At 50.2% G+C, this 22,609-nt stretch carries 21 protein-coding genes; 19 read left to right on the top strand and 2 right to left on the bottom strand.

Annotation, left to right across the window (positions count from 1 at the left end):
- Positions 1 to 87: 87 nt before the first annotated feature.
- Positions 88 to 306 carry a hypothetical protein gene (locus OYT88_RS09685; RefSeq protein ID WP_274399613.1) on the top strand — a complete coding sequence of 73 codons (219 nt, stop codon included), beginning with the start codon at positions 88 to 90 and terminating at the stop codon, positions 304 to 306.
- A 667-nt stretch (positions 307 to 973) separates the two neighbouring features.
- Positions 974 to 2,425 (top strand): NADP-dependent glyceraldehyde-3-phosphate dehydrogenase, encoded by a 1,452-nt coding sequence (locus OYT88_RS09680; RefSeq protein WP_274399611.1) that lies wholly within the window; start codon positions 974 to 976, stop codon positions 2,423 to 2,425.
- Between the two features lie 179 nt (positions 2,426 to 2,604).
- Here the strand turns inward: OYT88_RS09680 and OYT88_RS09675 are convergent, their stop codons facing one another.
- Positions 2,605 to 2,958: a hypothetical protein gene (locus OYT88_RS09675; RefSeq protein ID WP_274399609.1), complete on the bottom strand. Its 354-nt coding sequence runs from the start codon at positions 2,956 to 2,958 to the stop codon at positions 2,605 to 2,607.
- A 337-nt stretch (positions 2,959 to 3,295) separates the two neighbouring features.
- Between OYT88_RS09675 and OYT88_RS09670 the strand changes: the two genes are divergently transcribed.
- Positions 3,296 to 3,814 carry a GNAT family N-acetyltransferase gene (locus tag OYT88_RS09670; protein WP_274399608.1) on the top strand — a complete coding sequence of 173 codons (519 nt, stop codon included), beginning with the start codon at positions 3,296 to 3,298 and terminating at the stop codon, positions 3,812 to 3,814.
- A gap of 308 nt (positions 3,815 to 4,122) precedes the next feature.
- Here OYT88_RS09670 and OYT88_RS09665 read toward each other — a convergent pair whose 3' ends face one another.
- On the bottom strand, positions 4,123 to 5,220 hold the full coding sequence (locus OYT88_RS09665) for a zinc-dependent alcohol dehydrogenase family protein (RefSeq protein ID WP_274399606.1): 1,098 nt from the start codon (positions 5,218 to 5,220) through the stop codon (positions 4,123 to 4,125).
- Between the two features lie 885 nt (positions 5,221 to 6,105).
- Between OYT88_RS09665 and OYT88_RS09660 the strand changes: the two genes are divergently transcribed.
- The 16 genes from OYT88_RS09660 to OYT88_RS09585 all read left to right on the top strand — a co-directional run bounded on the left by OYT88_RS09660 (position 6,106) and on the right by OYT88_RS09585 (position 22,492).
- Positions 6,106 to 7,668, top strand: a complete 1,563-nt coding sequence (locus tag OYT88_RS09660; protein WP_274399605.1) for an ABC-F family ATP-binding cassette domain-containing protein — start codon at positions 6,106 to 6,108, stop codon at positions 7,666 to 7,668.
- A gap of 67 nt (positions 7,669 to 7,735) precedes the next feature.
- Positions 7,736 to 8,062, top strand: a complete 327-nt coding sequence (locus OYT88_RS09655) for an ArsR/SmtB family transcription factor (protein ID WP_274399602.1) — start codon at positions 7,736 to 7,738, stop codon at positions 8,060 to 8,062.
- A gap of 93 nt (positions 8,063 to 8,155) precedes the next feature.
- Positions 8,156 to 8,401 carry an LSm family protein gene (locus OYT88_RS09650; protein WP_274399601.1) on the top strand — a complete coding sequence of 82 codons (246 nt, stop codon included), beginning with the start codon at positions 8,156 to 8,158 and terminating at the stop codon, positions 8,399 to 8,401.
- A 511-nt stretch (positions 8,402 to 8,912) separates the two neighbouring features.
- A complete protein-coding gene (locus OYT88_RS09645) occupies positions 8,913 to 9,368 on the top strand; it encodes a Fur family transcriptional regulator (protein WP_274399600.1) in 456 nt (151 codons plus the stop codon).
- A 603-nt stretch (positions 9,369 to 9,971) separates the two neighbouring features.
- Positions 9,972 to 10,286, top strand: a complete 315-nt coding sequence (locus OYT88_RS09640; protein ID WP_274399599.1) for a winged helix-turn-helix transcriptional regulator — start codon at positions 9,972 to 9,974, stop codon at positions 10,284 to 10,286.
- A 284-nt stretch (positions 10,287 to 10,570) separates the two neighbouring features.
- Positions 10,571 to 12,100, top strand: coding sequence for an MDR family MFS transporter (locus OYT88_RS09635; protein ID WP_274399597.1), 1,530 nt, complete (start codon positions 10,571 to 10,573; stop codon positions 12,098 to 12,100).
- Positions 12,101 to 12,600: 500 nt separating this feature from the next.
- The gene (locus OYT88_RS09630) at positions 12,601 to 12,927 is read left to right on the top strand and encodes a DUF3870 domain-containing protein (protein WP_274399595.1); all 327 of its coding nucleotides are present in this window, start codon (positions 12,601 to 12,603) and stop codon (positions 12,925 to 12,927) included.
- 160 nt (positions 12,928 to 13,087) lie between these two features.
- On the top strand, positions 13,088 to 14,011 hold the full coding sequence (locus tag OYT88_RS09625; RefSeq protein ID WP_443217501.1) for an ABC transporter permease: 924 nt from the start codon (positions 13,088 to 13,090) through the stop codon (positions 14,009 to 14,011).
- Positions 14,011 to 14,964, top strand: coding sequence for an ABC transporter permease (locus tag OYT88_RS09620; protein ID WP_443029734.1), 954 nt, complete (start codon positions 14,011 to 14,013; stop codon positions 14,962 to 14,964). Before OYT88_RS09625 ends, OYT88_RS09620 begins: the two co-directional genes overlap by 1 nt.
- A 5-nt stretch (positions 14,965 to 14,969) precedes the next feature.
- Positions 14,970 to 15,998 (top strand): ABC transporter ATP-binding protein, encoded by a 1,029-nt coding sequence (locus OYT88_RS09615; RefSeq protein ID WP_274399590.1) that lies wholly within the window; start codon positions 14,970 to 14,972, stop codon positions 15,996 to 15,998.
- Positions 15,995 to 17,608, top strand: a complete 1,614-nt coding sequence (locus tag OYT88_RS09610) for a peptide ABC transporter substrate-binding protein (protein ID WP_443217500.1) — start codon at positions 15,995 to 15,997, stop codon at positions 17,606 to 17,608. Before OYT88_RS09615 ends, OYT88_RS09610 begins: the two co-directional genes overlap by 4 nt.
- 115 nt (positions 17,609 to 17,723) lie before the next feature.
- Positions 17,724 to 18,644, top strand: coding sequence for a S66 peptidase family protein (locus tag OYT88_RS09605; RefSeq protein WP_274399652.1), 921 nt, complete (start codon positions 17,724 to 17,726; stop codon positions 18,642 to 18,644).
- Positions 18,645 to 18,666: 22 nt separating this feature from the next.
- A complete protein-coding gene (locus OYT88_RS09600) occupies positions 18,667 to 19,770 on the top strand; it encodes a mandelate racemase/muconate lactonizing enzyme family protein (RefSeq protein WP_274399589.1) in 1,104 nt (367 codons plus the stop codon).
- Between the two features lie 6 nt (positions 19,771 to 19,776).
- Positions 19,777 to 20,673, top strand: a complete 897-nt coding sequence (locus tag OYT88_RS09595; protein WP_274399588.1) for a C40 family peptidase — start codon at positions 19,777 to 19,779, stop codon at positions 20,671 to 20,673.
- A 5-nt stretch (positions 20,674 to 20,678) separates the two neighbouring features.
- Complete coding sequence (locus OYT88_RS09590) at positions 20,679 to 21,701, top strand: ABC transporter ATP-binding protein (protein ID WP_274399587.1); 1,023 nt, start codon at positions 20,679 to 20,681, stop codon at positions 21,699 to 21,701.
- Complete coding sequence (locus OYT88_RS09585; protein ID WP_274399586.1) at positions 21,689 to 22,492, top strand: serine hydrolase; 804 nt, start codon at positions 21,689 to 21,691, stop codon at positions 22,490 to 22,492. Before OYT88_RS09590 ends, OYT88_RS09585 begins: the two co-directional genes overlap by 13 nt.
- The last annotated feature ends 117 nt before the right edge of the window (positions 22,493 to 22,609 follow it).

The following is a 22,609-nucleotide window of genomic DNA, read 5'->3' as shown; positions in this document are numbered from 1 at the left end:
TTCGCAAAGCCGGCGTTTTGTCTTCTCTGTTTCACCCCTTTACGGCCGCTGCATAAACTGTTAAAAAGGGTGACGGAGTTGATATGAATGATAATATACGCTCTGCAGCTTCTCCTCTGTTATGGAATAATCGGATTGATAACGGGATGGATGCTGGGTGTGCTGCCGTTTTGGCAAATGTGGAAAAAAAGGCACGTTGCCGCTTTTTTCTTTCTGATCATCGCCTGGCTGCCGGTCGCTATCCTGGCCATCTTCGCGGCTCCGTTTGTTAATTTGACACAAATTGAACAGGAAACCGAACTTTAAAAAGGAGCTCTGATCCATGAGCCCCTTTACTTTTTCGCCGGCACTGCCGCCTGCCAGTACAGAGATGAGGCGGCAGCGGGCGAAGCGTGATAAAGCCGGATTCCGCAAAGAGGAAGATACATAGGCCGGGAGCGGATCAATCATTGTTTCGATCGGCTGAATAGGTTGACCGGAGACGGTTACAGGGCATTTTCGCACGGATGATGATTGGCCGTCATTCGTTCACTCCCGGCCGGCTGCAGAAGGACCGGCGGGAAGAAAATCTTCAGGGGGAGCACTGTTCGGTTGGGCAGATCCTTTTGGGGTAGCCGCGTCGGGAATATTATTCTTCTTGGACGGACTAGCTGCCGTTTTATTAAATGAATATTCGGAACATTATTATAAAATAAATTATGTATTGTGATTTGAATCACAATGAAATTATATTTCTTTACAATACTGTGAATTTGCTTTAAACCAGGATGCTAAAAGGGTAAGATTTATTCGAATTAAATTTTTTTGTTAATGTTTATCTATTTCCATCAAAGCATAACGGTGGATAAAAATAAATTTTCATGTAATAATGCGTATGATGATATTGAACTATTTTTCTAAAATTTTTAAATGAAGAGAAAATAATTGTCAATGCGCAGATTCGAATTGGCAAATAAAGGAGAAATGAAAGGGTATGGCTTCAAATGTTTCAGAGTTGACCACCTACAAGGCTTATTTAGGCGGAAAATGGGAAGAGAGTTCTTCCGGTCAGACGATCGCCATAAAGTCTCCTTATCTTCGTGAAACGATTGGTTTTGTCCAGGCGGTGACACAGGAAGAAGTGGATGCGGCTATTCGTGCAGCCCATCAGGCCCAGAAAAAATGGGCGGCGCTGTCATTGAACGAACGCGGTGCCGTTCTGGATCGCTGGGCCGATGAACTTATTAAAAATGAAAAAGAAATCGCCGGAACGGTGATGCACGAAGTCGGCAAGGGCGATCGCGATTCAAGGAAAGAAGTGGTGAGGACCGCCGATCTGATCAGATACACTGTCCAGGAGGCGCTGCACATGCACGGTGAAAGCCTGAGGGGCGACGGCTTCCCGGGGGGATCGCAGAAAAAACTGGGCATTGTTGAGAGAGAGCCGCTAGGTGTCGTGCTGGCGATTTCGCCGTTTAATTATCCGGTTAATCTAGCCGCTTCCAAGATTGCTCCGGCGCTGATGGCAGGAAACGGAGTCATTTTTAAACCGGCGACTCAAGGGTCGATCAGCGGGATTAAGATGATTGAGGCGCTGGATAAGGCCGGCCTTCCCAAAGGGGTGCTCAGTCTGACGACCGGACGCGGCTCGGTGATCGGCGACTATCTGGTTGAGCACAAGGGAATCAACATGATCAGTTTTACCGGCGGGACGAATACCGGCCGCCGCTTGTCAAAACAATCGACGATGATTCCGCTCGTCCTTGAACTTGGCGGAAAAGATCCGGCGCTTGTCTGTGAAGACGCCGATCTGGATGTTACGGTCAAGAGCATCATAAACGGGGCGTTCTCTTATTCCGGTCAGCGCTGCACGGCAATCAAGCGTGTGATCGTCAATGAAAAGATTGCAGACAGACTGGTTGCAAGGCTTAAAAACGAGGTTGAAAACTTGTCCGTCGGATCCCCGGAAGAGGACAGCACGATTGTGCCGCTGATCGACGATCCATCGGCAGACTTCGTCCAGAGGCTGATCGACGATGCACTTGCCCGAAATGCGACGCTCATTGCCGGCAACCGGCGCAGGGATAATCTTATTTATCCGACACTGCTTGACAATGTGACGAAAGATATGGATGTTGCCTGGATTGAACCGTTCGGACCCGTCCTTCCTGTTATCCGGGTAAAATCGGATCGGGAAGCCGTTGAAATAGCCAACCAGTCGGAATTTGGCCTGCAGGCCAGCATCTTTACTCAGGATATTGACCGGGCACTTGCCGTTGCCAGACAGGTTGAGGCCGGTACGGTGCAGATTAACGGACGTACGGAGCGCGGGCCGGATCATTTCCCGTTTCTCGGCGTCAAAGCGTCCGGAATGGGCGTTCAGGGAATACACAACAGTCTGCTCTCGATGTCCCGCCAGAAAGTGACCGTTTTGAATTTGAAATAATCATAAAGAGAGGAACGAAAAGGAGGCCGCTGAAAAACACATGCTTTTCAGCGGCCTCGCGGAAAGTTTCTCTTTTTTTTTGACTTTTTCTGGCCGGGGCTTAGAAAACGAAGGAGCATTCACAGGCATTCCTGTGTTGGTCGACCGGCACGGGACCCGATTCCCTTCCATCCCGTTGATTAGTAATAGTAAGGTCCCGGTCCATAGTATCCGCCATAAGGTCCGTAATAAGGCCCCGGTCCGTACGGAGAGACCGGGCCGCCGTAAGGGTAAGGCCTGACGCCGATGACCGAGCCGAGGCCAACACCGAGCAGCCCTCCCGCAAAGCCTCCTAAAAAGGGAAGGCCAAAGAAAAAGACTCCGGGATTGCGGCTCTCCGACTCGGGAACAGATGTGTCAAACGGCTTCAGGTACACCTTCTCCTGATCGACGGAATCGATGATGCCGTAGTGGACGGTGCCGTCATCGCATTTAATTTCAACGGGCTGGTTAATAAAAGCGCGGCATTTTTCGTAATATTCGTTAGACGACATGAACATTTACCTCCCTGATGCCGGAATTTTGCAACTTCATTGGGTTCCGGCTGTTTAAACAGAATTCCATGTTGGCCTATTCTTAATCTATGTCGGGAAAGGGAGAAAGAGCGGGCGTCTGTCCGTAGGTATCAGCGGATTTAAAATCGAGACACGTCCGGCTCCTTTTTGTTTCCGAATGGATTGTCCGGATATTCGGCCGACAGATTCAAGAATTAATACTCAATGATTCAAAGCTGCCGCCCCTATAGGTTTAAACTGAAATCGGAAGGAAAACTGTGTGTTATGCTATCTATGAAACGATCTGCCAAAAGGATTGTTGAGGGGGACGTTCAAAATGGAGAAGGGAAAGCAGCTTCAGGACAAACGGACGGAATTTTCTGTACGGCCGATCATTAAGGAAGATCAGCAGCAGATTAGGATGCTGGCGCTGCAGCATTGGGGCGAAACAGCAATGGTCGTGCATGGGGAAAAGTATAACATGACCGAACTGCCCGGATATCTTGCTTTTGACACAATGAGGGTACTCGGTTTTGTCACGTTTACAATTACCGACGGAGCGATGGAAATCATCTCGTTGGACAGCTTCGCAGAAAACCGCGGAGTCGGTTCGAAACTGCTGACCGCGGTCATTCACCTGGCTGTAAAAAGAAAATTGCAGCGGCTGCATCTGACAACAACCAATGATAATATCAGGGCTCTTGAATTTTATCAGAAGAGGGGCTTTTCGCTGGCACAGCTCTGTGTCGGCGCAGTAAATGATGCACGAAAACTAAAACCGTCCATACCCGTTTACAGCCCGGACGGCATTCGGATCGAACATGAGCTTGTGCTTGATTATCGCCGTCTTCTTTAATAAAGGGCGGCCGGTCCATCAGACTGATTTCATTCATTTCTGGAGGGGAGAGAGCCCGCCCTAGATACAGAGGCAGGCACTTTGTGCCAAAATGGAAGGCAAAACCGGCATTCGAGCCGGTTTCAGCAGGCGAAGTTAGACCGATTGCTTTATGCCTGGTGAAATTCTGATTTTCAATCGTTATCCGGATATTTCATAAAAAAAGCCGAAAAAGATCCGGGAAAAGCAAGACACTTTTCCCGGAAACCGGATGTTAAAGAGCTGGACCCATTCTTTGTCTTTTTTTTGCTTTGTGTCATGGCTGCCGATTAAACAGCCTGTTTTTCAAAATAATTGTAGTTTCTCGGCGGCCTTTTTTCTTCGAAATCAGTAATGACCGTGACACCCTTTCCTGAGAATGTTGTCATGTCGTGGAACGCATCATCTATGCTTTCCAGTGAGATGGTTTTGGTCACCAGTTTTCCAGGCTGAAGACGTTTCTTTTCGACCATCTGCAGCATCCCCGCATATTCTGAAATCGGCATGCCGAATGAACCGCTGAAACGGATCTCCTTATCGACGATATCGTTGATTGGCAGCTTCAGCATGCCTTCTTTTCCGAATGATGTCATGCCGATCTGAACATGTCTGCCGCGTTTATTAAGGCTGAGGACCGAGTTAAGCATCGTTTCCTGAATGCCGAGCGCATCAATTGATACGTTCGCTCCGCCCCTGGTGATCTCGCGGATGGCTTCAGGTGCATTCTCTTTCTTGCTGTTCACTGTAGCAACCGCACCTACCTTTTTGGCAAAATCCAGTTTATCATCTGAGATGTCGACGGCAATGACATTTGCTCCAATTGCAGTGGCGATCTGAGTAGCCGATAAGCCGACGCCGCCGGCACCGTATACGGCAACCCATTCACCGGGCCTGATTTTGCCGACACTTGTGACTCCATGAAAAGCAGTCATGAACCGACAGCCCATCGCGCTGGCATCGAGATAATGGACGCCGTCGGGCAGGCGTTTCAGATTATGATCGGCTTTCGGAATCTGCATAAACTGAGCAAACCCGCCGTTATATGTGAAACCGGGCATAACCTGATGATCACAGACATTCGAGTGGCCGGCAAGGCAATGGGGACACGTTCCGTCGCCCTGGGTGAAAGGCACAATGACCCGGTCTCCTTTTTTAAAGTTTCTTACGTTTTTACCTGCTGCGACAACTTCTCCACTCGTTTCGTGACCCAGAATATGCGGCAATGGAGCTAAAAAGCCTTGCCATTGTCCCATCCATCCGTGCCAGTCGCTTCTGCATACACCGCATGCTTTAATTTCAATGATGACGCCATCCGGCGATAAATCCGGATCGTGAACGGTTTCGATCGTCAGCGGCTTTTTAAAATCTTCAAGCACAGCTGCCTTCATTACTGAGCATCTCCTCATAGATGTGAAATTTGTATTTATGAACTGTGATGTTTGTCACATCAAAAGGCATTATATCACTAATTATTCATAATGAAAACGGTTACGTATATTGACAAAATAATAAATTTGTGATAAATATTGCCGTTTCATGATTGAATCCTTCGGAGACCATACGCTTGCAGATGGTCAGCGGATAAACGTGTCCCGTGCCCGGATTATCATGGTCGTGCGTTCATCAGAAGAGAAAAAAATAATGTTCGATCGTCTAAAATACAGGGTGATGAAATGCGGGTCACTTTCCCATTTAAGTTTCTCATTCACTGCCCTTGGTTCATCGCTGTGATGTCCGGCCGTTGCTTATTTCCAACGTTTGTCGGCAGACCGCGGATCCGGTCAGTACGGACTTTCTTCCAACGTTGTCAGCATGGGATCAGTCACCCCGCCATTTGCTGCTATGGAACAGGTGCTTGTGCCCTTTTTAAAAGATTTAATCCAATCATCGATTTTTTTCCTCCGTATGACTGGGCTGCTGCAGCCGACAGGACTTATTCCGACGTTTCGAAGCTGCGCCATTTGATTCCCTGTCACTTATAGCGTACACTGAACTTATCTTTTATCCATTGAAAAGGAAGTGGAAACCCCATGTATGTATCCGCTATTCTTGCACTCAAACTGGCCTGAGACAGGTGAAGTCTGCCTTCTTAATCGGTGCATTTTGCGGCCGGCCGGGTGCGGTAACGGATAAGGGGTCCTGCTTCGTTTGCGGATTGTCCGCGAACAGGAAGGGGGACGGAGCGCTTTAACTCTGCCCTCTTTTACTGTGGATTTCAGAGGGACCTTTCTGTTTTATCGGCGCGGAGGCCGGAATGAAAGGGGAACAGAAAATTGTTATTGATTGAAGCGAAAGACTTGTCTTTTTCATACGGAGACAAGCTGATCTATAAGCAAATAAACTTTCGATTGATGGAGGGCGAACATATCGCGCTTGTCGGGAAAAACGGAGCCGGGAAATCGACCTTTTTAAAGCTGCTTACCGGCAAGCTTTTACCTGACAGCGGGACCATTGAGAGGAGAAAAGATCTGCACGTCGGAGTCATCGAGCAGCACCTGCATTTTGATAAAAATAAAACCATTTTTACATTTCTGCAGAGCGCTTTTCAGGAGCTGCTGGATGCGGAGAAGAAAATGAACGAACTGACAAAAAAGATGCAGAGTCCCGATATTTGCGACGGAGTCATCGAGGAATACGGCCGGCTTCAGGATTGGCTGACGGCACATGACTTCTACTCGATCGATGCGCGGATTCATGAAATGGCGGACGGTCTCGGACTGACGGCAATCGGTCTCGACACGAACATCGACCGGATGAGCGGAGGCCAGCTGACAAAGCTGTGCCTCGCCAGGCTTCTGCTTGAAGCCCCTGAAATGCTGCTGCTCGATGAACCGACAAACTATCTAGACGTGCCGCATATCCGCTGGCTGACCGATTACTTGAGAAACTATCCGCATGCTTTTATTGTCGTGTCTCATGACGCGGCGTTTCTGGATCTGATCTCCGATTTCGTCTATCATCTTGAGAATCACGAACTGGCCCGCTACGTGGGCGGCTATCAATCGTTTCTTAAGCAGCATGAGGCGCGTATCGAGCAGCACGAGATTGCCTTTCGCCGGCAGCAGAGAGAAATCAGGAAACTGGAAACTTATATTCAGAAAAACAAAGTGCGTGCCGCTACCGCCAAACAGGCAAAAAGCCGTGAGAAAAAACTCAGTAAAATGGAACGGATGACCCCTCCGGCTTCCGTTCGGAAACCAAGGTTTCACTTCAAGAGCGACGTGTCGCCGGTGCGGCTGATTTTTTCGGCGGAAAAAGTCGGTATTGGCTACGGCCGGCCGATTCTGCCTCCGATCAGCCTGAAAATCACCCGGGGAGAAAAGGTAGCGGTTATCGGCCGCAATGGGATCGGCAAAACGACTTTTTTAAAAACACTGCTTGGTGAAATGGCGCCGCTGTCCGGAAAAATCACGATTGGCGACCGGGTCGCCCCCGGCTATCTTGCCCAGTTATCTTCCCCGGCCGCTCTGGATCCGCTTCAGTGGCTGATGGAACAGTTCCCGCAGCTGTCCGAAAAAGTGCTGCGTCAGCACCTGGCCCAGTGCGGGGTATTTGCGGAACATATGCGCCAGCCGATGAATACGTTAAGCGGCGGTGAGGAAACGAAAGTAAGGATTGCCCGGCTGATGCTGCAGAAGAACAATGTGCTGATTCTTGACGAACCGACCAATCATCTCGATGCGGACGCAAAGGAAGCACTGAGCGATGCGCTTGAGAAATATGACGGGACTCTCGTCGTTGTCAGCCACGAGCGCAGCTTTTATAAAAGCTGGGTGACGAGAACGTGGGATATTGAAGACTGGTCGGCGCATGCAGGGGCAGCCGCTGCCCGTTGACAATTTAATTCATTTTCTGCTAATTTTAAGGGGACTGAGAAACGACGGCATTTAAAGGGTGAGTCAAGTGACCGAAAGAAAAAAAGCGGAACTGGATGAAGACACGTTGTTTACGGTCTCAAGGATTTTTAAAGCTGTGTCGGATCCGACGCGGATTCGGATCCTGTATCTTTTATCGCAGCAGGAATGCTCGGTAAGCGAGATTGCAGGCAGCCTTGATCTGCAGCAGTCCGCAGTATCGCATCAGCTGCGTTTTTTGAAAAATCTGCGGCTTGTCAAGTCGCGCCGCAGCGGCAAAACGATTTACTATTCTGAAGAAGACGAACACGTCATGAACCTGCTGGCGCAGACGATCGATCACGCCCGCCACGGGTACGCCGGCAGGATCGGCTGACTTTTTCCTTTTTCCATACGGTGACAAGCGCCGCTTCGCTGTTCTTTCTGACGCATATTATGGAAACTATCCAGCGTGCGAGGAGGAAAAAGCTTGTTATATGACGACATCTGTTCAAAATGCCACAAGCTGATTGATCAGCCTGTCATGATCCGCTGCCATAATGGTTCCGTACATCGAGGGGTACTGACAAAAGTTGACGGGCAATATGCATACATCCGGCCGATGGACGGCGCAGGAGCCGACGGTCCCGGATTATTCGTCTGGGGCTGGGGCTGGGGATTTCCGGTTGCTCTGGCGTCAATCGTTGCCATAGCGGCCATCGCTCTTTTTTGGTAAAAGCGGCCGCAGAGAATCAGAGACCGGTAAAACGGCGAAAAAGAAACATTTATGGACGAGAGTTTCTCTGGAATGAGGACTCTTTTTTTACATCTAAGAAATAGAAAATTTCAGCGGATGAGCGGATGATGGATTATATAAGAGATGAGTTTAACGAATCGGCTGTTTCGTCAAAAGCGTTCATATAGAGCCTTCAACGAAATCGCTGTTGAGCTCTTTAACGGCAATGAGGCGGGACATTTGTCGGGTGACCATGCTGCATGACTTTTGAATCATTTCAGCGGGAGTTCGTCAGAACTTCGGTGCAGACGAAGCCAGGTTTTGTAATAAGCCTGCGAAAACTATAGCAGCTGCCGGCGATAGTCGCTGAAAAAGAGAGCATTGGTTATTTAGAAAACATTTGATATTATAAATAATAAGCATGTTTTTCTGTTGCTTTCCGATAAAACTTGTTATGCTAGGAATAAGATTAATATGTCCTGCTGATCGGAATAAAAGAGGCGGAAATCGATTGAATAAAAATGAAGCGTTGATTCTTCTCAGGGCCAAGGGCTTTAAGCATACGGACAAACGTGAAGATATACTGGAACTTTTTGAGGAGAGCGGCGGCTATTTATCTGCGAAAGAGATTCAGACCGCATTAAAGGATGCCTATCCGGGTATAAGTTTTGATACAATCTACAGAAATCTTTCTCTGTTCAAGAAGCTGCTGATTCTCGAGGAGACCGAGCTCGACGGGGAAAAGGTGTTCCAGTTTCACTGCACCGAACACCACCATCATCATCTCATTTGCCTGCGCTGCGGGAAGACCAAGACAATCGAGGTGTGCCCGATGCAGGATCTGTCAAAACTCGATCCCGATTTTAAAGTGACCGGACACAAATTTGAGATCTACGGCTATTGCAAAGACTGTCAGGAGGAACTTCGGCGCAGCCATGTAAAAACGGAAAGAGCGGGTGTCCATTAATCAAACAGCGGTGCTGCCGCCGGACCGATTTTCCATAGCGGCTGTTCCGCTTTTTTTCTGCTGCATCGTCAGATCGCTTCAGTTGAATGGCGGCTTCATGGAGCCGGGGACGATAAAAGAACGGCGAGAGCGGAACGGAAGGGCCGGCCGCCAAGCGATCTGGGGGCTCTATGAGCGTCGGATCATTTTAGAATGTGCCTCTTTCCCGGTTGGGTAAAATGTGTCAGTTATTAGAAATATAATCAATAAGCGATATTTTTCATTTGATAAATATTCACAAGTTGGTATAATAATGTTCTTAAGGTATTGGAATGATGTATAAGAAGTAATCAATTCTTGTGATTTTGAAAGTTTTCTTTCCATCGTTTTTTTATTGCTTGTGATAAATTTCTCAATATTATTCTCGGAGACCTTTATGGACACTGTTAATTTCTGTGGTTATTCGAAACGAAGTCCCAACGATTCAATTGCTCATGATAAAATCCGCCGGCCGATCAAGACTATACACGGAGAGCGGGTTACTTGAGACAAATTTGCTGATAATAGGGCGAGTCCTGATATAACCGGGAACAGGTTCAAATTCATTATTTGGGGGCAGGTACGATGAAACAGACCGAATTATGTCCTAAGTTTGAAAAGGGAATGTCTATATTAAGTAAACGCTGGACAGGCCTGATCCTTTTTCAGCTTCTTAAAGGAAGACAGCGCTTTTGCGAGATTCAGGATTCGATTCCTGTCAGCGGACGGCTTCTTTCCGAAAGGCTGAAAGAGTTGGAGAAGGAAGGGATTGTCGAGAGGGATGTTTTCCCGGAGGTGCCGATACGCGTGGAATATTCTCTTACTGAAAAAGGGGAGGCTGTGGCACCGATTATTGAGGCTATTCAGACATGGGCCGAGGCGTGGATCAAGGTTGACTGACACATAAAGAGAAATACGGTTTGAACAAAATAGCCACCTCTTTGAATGGCGGATGTCGATAGAAACCGGGAAATCGGTCTTCAGTCTGTATCCTGTTATTTGGGAAGGACCGGCGTTTTTTAATGTTCACGGCCGTCATGTTATGGTACAGTGAATAAGTGACAGCGCGGACCGGCATTGCCCGTGTCCGGCGTCTGCCGGCTCCTTTGTCCCGGAAGGAGTGATGGCCGAAAAAAGGAACTTCATCAGTAAGACAGGCAGTAGAGAAAGCAGGGAGGCGAATTATGAAACAACCGAAGTCCTCGGAATCCCGGAAAACCTTTTCGTTCGTCCTGGCGGGACTCATGCTCGGCATCTTCATTTCATCGATGGATCAGACGGTGGTCTCGACGGCGATGGGGACCATTGTTGCAGATCTTGGGGGGCTGAATCAGTTTGTCTGGGTCACTTCTGCTTATCTGGTTACCGAGATGGCCGGCATGCCGATTTTCGGCAAACTTTCCGACATGTACGGCAGAAAACGCTTTTTTGTCTTTGGACTGTGCATGTTCCTGTTCGGTTCCATTCTTTGCGGGACCGCTTCGTCCATGACTCAGCTCAGTATCTACCGGGCGCTGCAGGGAATCGGCGGAGGGTCCCTGATGCCGATCGCCTTTGCGGTTATTTTTGATATCATTCCGCTTGAAGAGCGGGGAAAGATGAGCGGTCTGTTCGGTGCCGTTTTCGGACTTTCCAGTGTTTTAGGGCCGCTTCTCGGCGCTTTCATTACCGACCATCTGAACTGGCACTGGATCTTCTACATTAATGTGCCGCTCGGCATCCTTGCGGTGATTCTTATTGCTTTCTTTTATAAAGAGTCGCGGACGCACGAGCGGGCGGCCATTGACTGGGCGGGCGCCGCCACGTTGGTCCTGTCGACTGTCAGCCTGATGTTTGCGATCGAGCTGGGCGGAAACACGTACGGATGGGCTTCACCGGTCATTATAGGCCTTTTTGCTGCCTTTTCCGTCTTTTTCATTCTTTTTCTGGCAGTCGAAACAAGGGTACAAGAACCGATTATCTCTTTTAAAATGTTTCATAAAAGATTGTATGCGGTCAGCAATCTTGTCGGTATTGTTTATGGTATACCTTTTATGGTGGCCATTGTCATGCTGCCGATCTACATTCAGGGTGTTTTCGGCGGTACGGCAACAGACGCGGGACTGATGCTGCTGCCGATGATGGTCGGCGTCACGGCAGCAAGTGCTGCGGGCGGAATTATAGCGCAGCGGATGAGCTACAGATCCATCATGCTGCTGCACGGCACAATTTTAATCATCGGATTGCTGCTCGCAGGAACGATGGCGGCCGACACTTCTTTTTTATTTGTTCTTTTCTATATGGTGATTATCGGTTATGGCGTCGGCGCTTCTTTTTCTGTTCTGGGAATGGCGGCGATTCACGGATTTAAGCCGTCGGAATACGGATCGGCCAGCTCGACACTGGCGTTTCTGCGCGAGTTCGGCATGACAGTCGGAATAACCGTATTCGGCACGATTCAAAGCCACATTCTTTCTTTAAAACTTAAAAATATGTTCGGTACAACGGATCACAGCGGATTTTTGAATCAGTTAAGCAATCCGCGGGCGCTGCTTTCACCGGAAACACGGTCGCACATTCCGAAAGAGGTGCTGAATCCATTGAAAGACATCCTTGCTTCTTCAATTACCGCGACTTTTCTTTGGGCGATGATTCCCGCCGTTCTGGCTTTTCTTCTGATTATTTTTATGCCCGGGGACCGGTTGTTGTCGGCCGGGCGGCCGGGCAGATCCTGAGCCGTGATTGCCGGGAGGCTGTCCGCGAGGTGCCGCCGGGCAATCGGGCGGATGTCTTTATTGTGATCGATGGTTGTAAAATGAAAAAGCAGGTGTCTCATCGCCGGAAAATCGGCGGATGGGACGTTTTTTCTGGGCTTTTTTAATATAAAATACCGGATAAATCTGAAAATTCGGCTCCCGGCAGTTTCTTCAGCATCGGAGCGCCGTGACCGCGGTTAAAGCATGCACCCGCTCTCTGCAGCCGGATCAAAATTTCCTAAGATTCGGATTATAGGATGTTTTTACGTCGTCAGGTCATAGAAATCGGTATGCGTCCACCATCAATTATTTCTTTTAATTATGTAAAAAAACAATTTTTTAAATATTGACATATATTGATTTCGACTTTATACTTACTTTATTCCTTTAAAATGTTTTCACGGTTCAGGTTTCTGCAACGACCCATTGACAGCCCCTTGAATCATCTGAAAGATACATTTGGAAAGGAATTTTGAAAGATGCATTATAACGATGATACCATTTTCATTATCGGTGACTCGAAATCTTCGCAGAAGAATCCGATTACGATCCAGTTTCATCAGTTTTTTCTCGGGCTGGTCGTTGATCGGACGGACGGAAGAATTATCGATGCGGAATGTTCGGCGACGATAGAGCTGACCGTGCGTTTTGTCCGCTCTCTGCTTGTCGGGCGGTTTATAAACGATTCGTCTATTATCGATGAAATCCGCCTGCGCTATTTCGGTTCCTCGCAAAGGGCGCTCATTGTCGCTTTTAATGATGCGCTTAAGAAATATAATCAGGTCGTAGCCGCTTTGTCTACATAAACCTAGGCAAAATCCAGCCCGTGTTTTTCAGGGCTGGATTTTGTCGTTCAGGAAAACGTATCAGGCGTTTGGCAAGACTTCGTGGTATGTATCACCAATTATTTGAATATTGTGTTATCAGGCTATTTTACGAAGGGAGGCCGCCTTTTTGGCAAAGTTCATGATGAAAAGATTTATAGCGATGATTCTGACACTTTGGGTTATCACAACGCTGACCTTTATTCTGATGCACGCGATCCCCGGTTCCCCGTTCAACAGCAGCAGCGGGAAAACAATCAGCGGTGCCGCTTTGCAGAATATGGAGGCGCATTATCATATGGATCAGCCGCTTCCCGTTCAGTATTTGATCTATCTGAAGTCGGTTGCGACCTTCAATTTCGGCCCGTCGATCAAACAGCCCGACCAGACCGTCAACGATTTACTGGGCCGCGGTTTTCCGGTATCGTTCGAGCTCGGTATGTGGACGCTGATTGTCGCCGTCCTTTCAGGAATGCTGCTTGGCATCCTCGCGGCGTTAGAACATAACGGAATGGTTGATTATGCGGCGATGACGATCGCTGTCCTCGGCATTTCAATTCCGGATTTTGTGCTTGCCACTCTGCTGATTCAGGAATTTGCCGTCAATCTCCAGCTGCTTCCGGCCGGGACCTGGCAGGGGATCCGTTATATGATTCTGCCTATTATTGCGCTGGCAACGGGGCCGATGGCGATCATTGCCCGTCTGATCCGCTCCAGTATGCTGGAAGTTCTGACCCGCGATTATATTAGAACCGCACAGGCAAAAGGGCTTTCTCCGGCCCTGATTGTGTTCAAACATGCATTGAAGAATGCCCTTCTTCCCGTTGTCACGGTTCTCGGTACACTGGCGGCGGCCATTCTGACCGGGACCTTTGTTATTGAGAAAATCTTCGCTATTCCCGGTATGGGAAAATATTTTGTCGACAGCATTAATTCGCGCGATTATCCGGTCATCATGGGAACCACCGTTTTTTACAGCGCCATTCTGATTGTGATGCTTTTTCTGGTGGATATCGCTTACGGATGGCTCGATCCGAGAATAAAGATGGGCAGGGAGGCAAAATGATGGCAGCGGTGAAAGAAAAGTTTCAGCCGTCTCCGGAAAGGGTACCCGATACCTGGTTCCGGCCATTGAAGCGGAATCGGGCACAGCAGCGCGAGATGGTTCGTCCGAGCATTTCCTATTGGCAGGATGTCTGGTACCGGCTGCGAAAAAACAGGCTGGCGCTCGGAGGATTGACTTTTCTTGCTTTGCTTGTCTGTATGGCCGTATTCGGTCCGATGTTTTCGTCCCATTCTGTCACGGCACAGAATCTGGCCATGCAGAATCTTGAACCGTCCGCCGGCCACTGGTTCGGGACGGACAATCTTGGCCGGGATGTTTTTGCAAGGACATGGTACGGGGCACGGATTTCTTTATTTGTCGGGCTGGTTGCGGCACTGGTCGATCTGCTGATCGGAGTGGCATACGGCGGCCTCTCCGGCTACATCGGCGGCAGAACGGATCTTGTGATGATGCGGATCATTGAGATTTTGTACGGCCTGCCCTATCTGCTTGTCGTGATTCTTCTGATGGTCGTCATGGGGCCGAGTCTCCTGACAATCATCGTTGCTCTGACAGTGACAGGCTGGACGGGAATGGCGAGAATTGTCCGCGGCCAGGTTCTCCAGCTGAAAAATGATGAATTTGTTACCGCTTCGCAGTCATTCGGCAGCAAAGCATGGCGGATCATCCGCAAAGATCTGATCCCGAACACCATGGGCCCGATCATCGTTCAGGTGACCCTGACTGTGCCGTCGGCTATTTTTTCGGAAGCTTTCCTCAGTTTTCTCGGGCTGGGCGTTCAGGCGCCTTACGCCAGCTGGGGCGTCATGGCCAGCGACGGACTGACTCCGTTTCTTGAGGGACTTTGGTGGCAGCTGTTCTTCCCGGCGCTGTTTATCTCGCTGACTATGTTCGCATTCAATATTCTCGGCGACGGACTTCAGGATGCGATGGATCCGAAATTGAGGAGTTGAGGACAGTGGAACAGAATTTACTTGAAGTTGAGAATCTTCATGTCTCCTTTAAGACACGCGCAGGAGCCGTCCGCGCCGTCCGCGGTGTCAGTTTTTCATTAAAAAAGGGGGAAACGCTGGCGATTGTCGGCGAGTCCGGCTGCGGCAAAAGCACAGTGTCGCTGGCAGTCATGGGACTGATCCCGGAACCGTCCGGCACAATTACGGAAGGGGCTGTCGTCTTCAAGGGGCAGGATATGGTCAAAATGAGCCCGAAACAAAAACGCCGGATTCAAGGCGTGGATCTGTCGATGATTTTTCAGGATCCGATGACCGCCCTGAATCCGACGCTGACCATCGGCTCGCAGCTCACGGAGGGCATTGTGCATCAGAAAAGGGCAACAAGAGCGCAGGCCGGAATCCAGGCGATGAAAATGCTTGAGCGGGTCGGCATTTCCAATCCCGAAGAACGGATGAAACAGTATCCGCACCAGTTCAGCGGCGGCATGCGGCAGAGAATCGTGATTGCCATGGCCTTAATCTGCGGCCCCGACCTGATGATTGCCGATGAGCCGACCACCGCGCTTGACGTGACCATTCAGGCACAGATTCTTGAATTATTCGATAAAATCCAGAAAGAGACCGGTGTGGCGATGATCATGATCACCCATGATCTGGGGGTAGTCGCCAAAGTGGCCGATCGGATTGCCGTGATGTATGCAGGTAAAATCGTCGAACTGGGCGATAAACGCGATATTTTCTACCGGTCCCGGCATCCTTACACTCAGGCCCTGCTGCACTCCGTCGTCCGGCTTGATCTTCCTTCAGACTCGCTCAGGCCGATTGAAGGTGCGCCGCCGGATCTCTTTGCGCCTCCCCCGGGCTGTGCTTTCAGTCAGCGCTGCCCGTTCGCGATGGAAGTGTGCGAGCACGTGCAACCGCCGGCAACAACGCTTGATGCGCATCATGCCGTTGATTGCTGGCTTTTAGATAAAAGAGCCGATCAAAACCGGCAATGGGTTAAAAATCTATCGAATCAGGGGGAATCATTTTGAAAAAACGGCTGAGTATGACATTGCTGCTTGGGGCAGCAGTCCTTTTGATTTTGGCTTTCGGCGGCTGTACGGCCAGGCCGAACGCATCAAGCAGCGGCGGAAAAGCAATATTGAAACTGAACAACGGATCTGAGCCGACATCTCTCGATCCGCCTATGGGCTATGATCAGGTTTCATGGGATCCGCTGAACAATCTGATGGAAGGGCTGACGCGCCTTGGGAAGAACAATGAGCCGCAGCCGGCGATCGCACAGAAATGGGATGTTTCCGCGGACGGCAGGACGTACACGTTCCATATTCGTAAAAATGCGAAGTGGGACAATGGCGACGATCTGACGGCCGGCGATTTTGTCTACGCCTGGAAGCAGATGCTCGATCCGAAAAAGGCCGCTCCCGCCGCATTTCTTGCCTATCTGATCGCGGGCGGGGAAGCGTACAATACCGGAAAGGGTTCGGCCGGCGATGTACAGGTGAAAGCCGTCGATTCCAAAACATTCCGGGTCACTCTGACCTCGCCGCAGTCTTATTTTATCAGCATGGTTTCCAATCCGGCCTTCTTCCCGATCGATCAGAAAGTGGCCGAAAAAAATCCTAAATGGTATGCCGACGCGAGCACATTCGTCGGTGACGGACCGTTCAAACTGGCGTCCTGGAAACACGATTCCGAGATGGTGTTTAAAAAGAGCAGCACATACTGGGACAAAAACACTGTCAAGCTTGATGAAGTCGACTGGGCAATGGTCAGCGATTCGAATACTGAGTATCAGATGTATAAAACGGGCCAGCTTGATATGGCCGGCGTTCCGACGGACCTCTCCAACCAATTTTTCAAACAGGGAAAAGTTCACGTCGTGCCGCAGGCAGGAACCTACTTTTTCAGTATGAATGTCACTATGAAACCTTTCAATAACATCAATATTCGCCGCGCTTTTGCCATGGCCGTCGACAACCGGCAGATCACGGACTATGTGGTCAAACAGAAAAACGTTCCGGCGTACGGCTTTGTCTCGCCCGGATTTAAAGATCCGGGCGGTCAGGACTTCCGTACACATAACGGCAGCCTCTATGGCTACGATCCCGTACAGGCAAGAAAGCTTCTTGCCCAGGGAATGAAAGAGGAAGGATGGAAAACGCTCCCGCCAGTCGTTCTGACATATAATACGAGTGATAACAACAAGGCGATCGCAGAGGCGATTCAGGCGATGTACCAAAAAAATCTGGGCATCACGATCAAGCTGGCCAATATGGAATGGAACGTATACCAGTCGCAGCAAAAAGCGGGAAAATTCCAGTTTTCGCGCGGTTCATTCCTTGCCGATTACGGCGATCCGATCAACTTTCTCGAAAATTTCCAGACCGGAATGCCGATAAACAGCATGCAGTGGAACAACAGCGAATATGATAGTCTGATCCGGCAGGCGAAGAATGAAAAAGACGACAGTAAACGCTACGCATTGATGTACAAAGCGGAAAAGCTGCTGTTTCAGCAAATGCCGCTCTTTACGACCTATTTTTATAATCAGACGTTCCTGCTGAACAGCCAGGTTCACGGACTCGTCTTCCATCCGGCCGCTTACATCGACTTGAAATGGGCGTCGAAAAACAATTAACTCAAAAGCGGCACAGATGGATGAAAAGATCCTGGCTGACATGTATTGCCACCCGTTTTCGGATATCGGGAAGCGGCTTTCGGCTAAATCAAGTCATCAGAAAGAGGGGGCGGCTATGATCATTCCGGAACGATTGCGCAAGGGCGATACAATCGGCGTGATCAGCCCTGCCGGACCGCCCGATCCGCAGAATCTGGAACGTGCCGTCGACTGGCTGAAACAGCTCGGCTTCCGGGTCAGGATCGGAAAATATGTGCAGAAAGCGAATGGATATCTGGCCGGCTCGGATCAAGAACGTCTGAGCGACTTTCACGAGATGTTTGCGGATGATACGATCCGCGCGGTTATTTGCTCCAGAGGCGGATATGGGAGCGCGCGCTTTGCCGATCGGATCAACTTCGATCTGATCCGCCGCCATCCGAAAATTTTCTGGGGATACAGCGACATCACTTACCTTCACACAGCCATCCGTCAGATAACGGGACTGGTGACCTTTCACGGACCGATGCTTGCCTCCGACTGGGGGGCGGAAGATGTGCCTTTGCTTTCCAGACAGCTATTTTTACAGCTTCTTCAGCCGGGCTGGCTGAGATATGACGAACAGGTATCCGATCTCAGTGTGCTTGCGGATGGAATTGCGGAAGGAACGCTTGTCGGCGGCAACCTCTCACTGCTGGTCAGTACACTGGGCACGCCGTTTGAAATCGATACAAAAAATAAACTGCTGCTGATTGAAGATGTCGATGAGGATCCCTACCGGGTGGACAGCATGCTGAATCAGCTGCGCCTTGCCGGGAAACTGAGCCGGGCTTCCGGTTTTGTGATCGGAGATTTCCGTCTGAATCGGCCGAGGGAGCAGAATGACGTTCCGTCTTTTAGTGAAGTTTTCAAAACATATTTTGGTTCTTTGGGGAAACCGGCCGTGAGCGGCTTCCTGATCGGGCACTGCCGGCCGAATTTTTCCGTACCGCTTGGGACGGCGGCGCTTCTGGATGCGGGAAGAAAACGGTTGTGGATTCAGCCAGGAGTTTTCTAGAGAGCGGGAGAGAAGACAACCTATGAAAATCGTTGATGTTAAAACAAGGAGGCTTTCAATTCCCCTGAAAAAACCGTTCAGAACGGCGCTCCGAACGGTGAAGGAGGCAGAAAGCATCGTCGTCTATCTCTGCTGCGACGACGGAACCGTCGGTATTGGAGCAGCCCCGCCGACCCATGTCATAACCGGCGACAGTCTTGAAAGTATTAACTATGCCGTCATACACATTATCCGGCCGTCGATCATCGGGCTGGCTGTGGAGCAGAGAGAGAGAATCGAGGCGATTCTTGAAAAAACGCTTTTGAACAATTCCAGTGCAAAAGCCGCTGTCGACATTGCTGTTTACGATTGCCTCGGCAAGAAGGCGAACCTTCCTCTCTATCAGCTGCTGGGAGGCAACACGGACCGGCTGGAAACGGACTATACGGTCAGTGTAAGCCGGGCCGAAGAGATGATTGCTGATAGCAAGTCGCTTGTTGCAATGGGTTTCGACACATTGAAAATTAAAGTCGGCAATTCAACAATCGGAGAAGATATTGAACGTATTGCCGGCATTCGCCGGGCTGTCGGCAATCATGTGAAACTAAGGGTAGATGCCAATCAGGGGTGGGGTGTCAAGGAAGCTATTGCCGTGATTCATCGCTTGGAAAATATGGATCTCGGGATTGAACTCGTTGAGCAGCCGGTTCCGGCGTGGGATATTGAAGGAATGAAACGGGTAACGGAACATACAGAGATTCCGATCATGGCCGACGAGAGCGTCTTCAGTCCCCGTGATGCCGCACGCCTTCTGGCGATTCATGGCTGCGACCTGATCAACATCAAACTAATGAAAGCAGGCGGCATTTCAGGTGCGGAAAAAATTAATGCTCTGGCCGAGGCCTACGGCGTGGAGTGTATGGTCGGCTGTATGATTGAATCGAAAATTTCCGTGACCGCTGCCTGTCATTTTGCGGCGGGCAAGAAAAACGTCACGCGCTGCGATTTCGATGCGCCGCTCATGTTTGCCTCCGATCCGGTGATCGGCGGTGTGCGCTTTCACAAGAATCAAATTTTTCTCCCCAAGGACCCGGGCCTTGGAATAAAAAAACTGCTGATGGACGATCGATCATTGAAGGGAGAATGAGTTATTGTGGACTTGAGAAGGGCGGCCGTTCCCGTAGCAACCGTTTGGACAGATCCGTCATCGGCCCGTCCCGTCGATGCCGCGGCGGTGTCTGAAGCAGCGGATATTGCCGAGTGGCTGACGGCAATGACCCGTGAAGAAAATATTGCCTTGTGTGAAGAGAAGAGGCTGCAGACTCAGGTCTTGTTCGGAGACGCAGTCATCATCGACGACATACAGGGCGGCTGGGCCAAAGTCGCGGTCCCGTCTCAGAAGTCGGCAAAGGACGCACGCGGTTACCCGGGCTGGATGCCGCTCGGCCAGCTTGCGGAAGGAGCGGCCGATCATCCCGTCGAAAAGGTAATGGTGCAAAGCAAAACCGCTCCGTTTATCCGAAGTGACGGACAACCGTCATTTGATCTGAGTTTTGCCACTTTTCTCCCGCTTGTCGATGAGGATGAATCGACGGTCAAAGTGGACAGTCCGGTCGGATTGGGACTGCTCAGCAGAAAAGCCGTCGTGTTCCCATCGCGGAGCCGACGTGCTTCGGGTGAACGGATCGTCCGAAATGCGCAGCGTTTTATCGGGCTTCCCTATCTCTGGTCGGGCATGAGCGCCTACGGCTATGATTGTTCAGGGTTCAGTTTTTCAATGCTGCGGGCCGGAGGGTATCTGATTCCCCGCGACGCGGACGATCAATCGGCCGGCGGCAGAAAAATCGACCCGCAGTCCATGGAACCCGGCGATTTGCTTTTTTTCGCCTACAATGAAGGGAAAGGCTATATTCACCATGTCGGCATCTATGCGGGCGGCGGAAAGATGATTCATTCCCCGACGCCCGGTAAAAGAGTTGATCTCACTGTGCTGGCCGGAACGGTTTATGAGAAGGAACTTTGCGCGGTCAGACGTTACTGGAAGGGGTGAGAAGGATGGCAGAACATCCGCTCCTTAAAATTAAACATGTCAAAAAGTATTTCGAAATTGAACACCATCGGTTTCTGAAAGCGGTCGATGACGTCAGTCTGACGATCCTTCCCGGGGAGACATTGGGTATTGTCGGGGAATCCGGATGCGGAAAGTCGACACTCGCACGCACGATCATCGGCCTTTATAAAAAAACAGAAGGCGAAATTTTCTTTAATGGGGACAATGTCGATCAGATGGATCGCGATCAGCGTTTCCGATTTCACCGCAGGATGCAGATGATTTTTCAGGATCCTTATGCGTCATTGAATCCCCGTTCGACCGTTCTCGATCTGATTGCCGAACCGATGGATATTCACCGAACCTGCAGCAACAGCCGTGAGCGCAGGGAAAGAGTAGAAGGGCTGCTGGAAGAAGTCGGCCTGAGTAAAAGCTGCCTGAGCCGCTATCCTCACGAGTTCAGCGGCGGTCAGCGTCAGCGTATCGGCATCGCCAGAGCGCTCGCGCTCAATCCGGATTTCATCATTGCCGATGAGCCGATCTCCGCGCTTGATGTTTCCGTACAGGCCCAGGTCGTTGTTCTGCTAAAAAAACTTCAGGAAGAAAAGAGGCTGACGATGATGTTTATCGCGCACGATCTGTCGATGGTTAAATACATCAGCGACCGGGTCGGTGTGATGTATCTCGGCCATCTGATCGAATTAACTTCAAGCGAAGCACTTTATCGACGTCCGCTTCATCCTTACACTGAGGCGCTGCTTTCGGCGATCCCGATTCCCGACCCGGATGTGGAAGAGAGCCGTCAACGGATATTACTGAAAGGGGAACTGCCGAGTCCGATCGATCCGCCGAGCGGATGTGTCTTTCGGACGCGCTGTCCTTTTGCAATGGAGATCTGCGCAAAAGAAACGCCCCTTTTTCGGGAAATAGAGCGGGGGCACTTTGCGGCCTGCCATCTGCACCGGCCGAAAACGGCAGGCCCGGAAGTACATATCGGAAACAGAGGCGAGGCCGGGTGCCGGAATTAAATGAAAAACTGTCGAAAAAGATCGACGCTCTTTCCGCGCCGTTCAGAAGCCGGATCGGAATTAAGGCCGAGGGATCGGACGGTTTCTCTTTCTCTCTGAACGCATCTGTTCCAATGGCGGCGGCGAGTCTGATCAAGCTGCCGATCCTGCTGTACGTCTGCGACCGAGCTTTTTCAGACCCGTCGATTCTTAACCGGACAGTCTGGCTCGGGGACCGTGAAATCGTCGGCGGTTCGGGCGTCCTGCAAGTATTAAGCAGCCGTGCGTGGCCGATCCGCGATCTTCTGGCATTGATGATCAATGTCTCCGATAATACGGCGACCAATCTGCTTATTGACACATTCGGCATCGGCCGTATTCAGAAGTGGATCGGCGATCGGGGTTACGCCGAAACGCTGCTTGGACGTAAGCTGATGGATCAGGCAGCAAAATCGGCCGGGCTCGAGAACCTGATCAGCGCACGCGATGCCTGTCGAAGCATTCGCCGGATTTTCAGCGGTAAATCGCCTTATCCGGCGGAAGTCAAAAGATGGTTTTTATGCCAGCAGTTCCGCTATAAATTGCCGGGACTTTTTGATGAAATGCCGAATCCTGTTTCTGTGTATAACAAGACCGGAGAGATGGAGAAAATCGATCATGATGCTGCCTTTTTCTCATACCGCCGCCATGACGTATCGATAGCCGTTCTGACCCGCGATTTTGCCGACAGACAGAAAGCATTGGCTGTGATTCAGAACATTGGAAAAAGCATTTCGGACTATCTGATCGCTCGCGCAGCATTCGATCATTAAAATCAGACACTTCATGAGCCTGTCGTTTCAAATCGCCGTTTATAAAGCCGTATCGCTGCTCAGCCCGACAGGATCGTATTTGCACGGACAGTTCCCCCTTTGCGAAGGGATCCGTGC

This window comes from Sporolactobacillus sp. CQH2019, from assembly GCF_028765345.1.
GTDB lineage: Bacteria > Bacillota > Bacilli > Bacillales > Sporolactobacillaceae > Sporolactobacillus.
The sequence above is the reverse complement of the archived record's forward strand: the minus strand, read 5'-3'. Positions and strand labels throughout refer to the sequence as shown.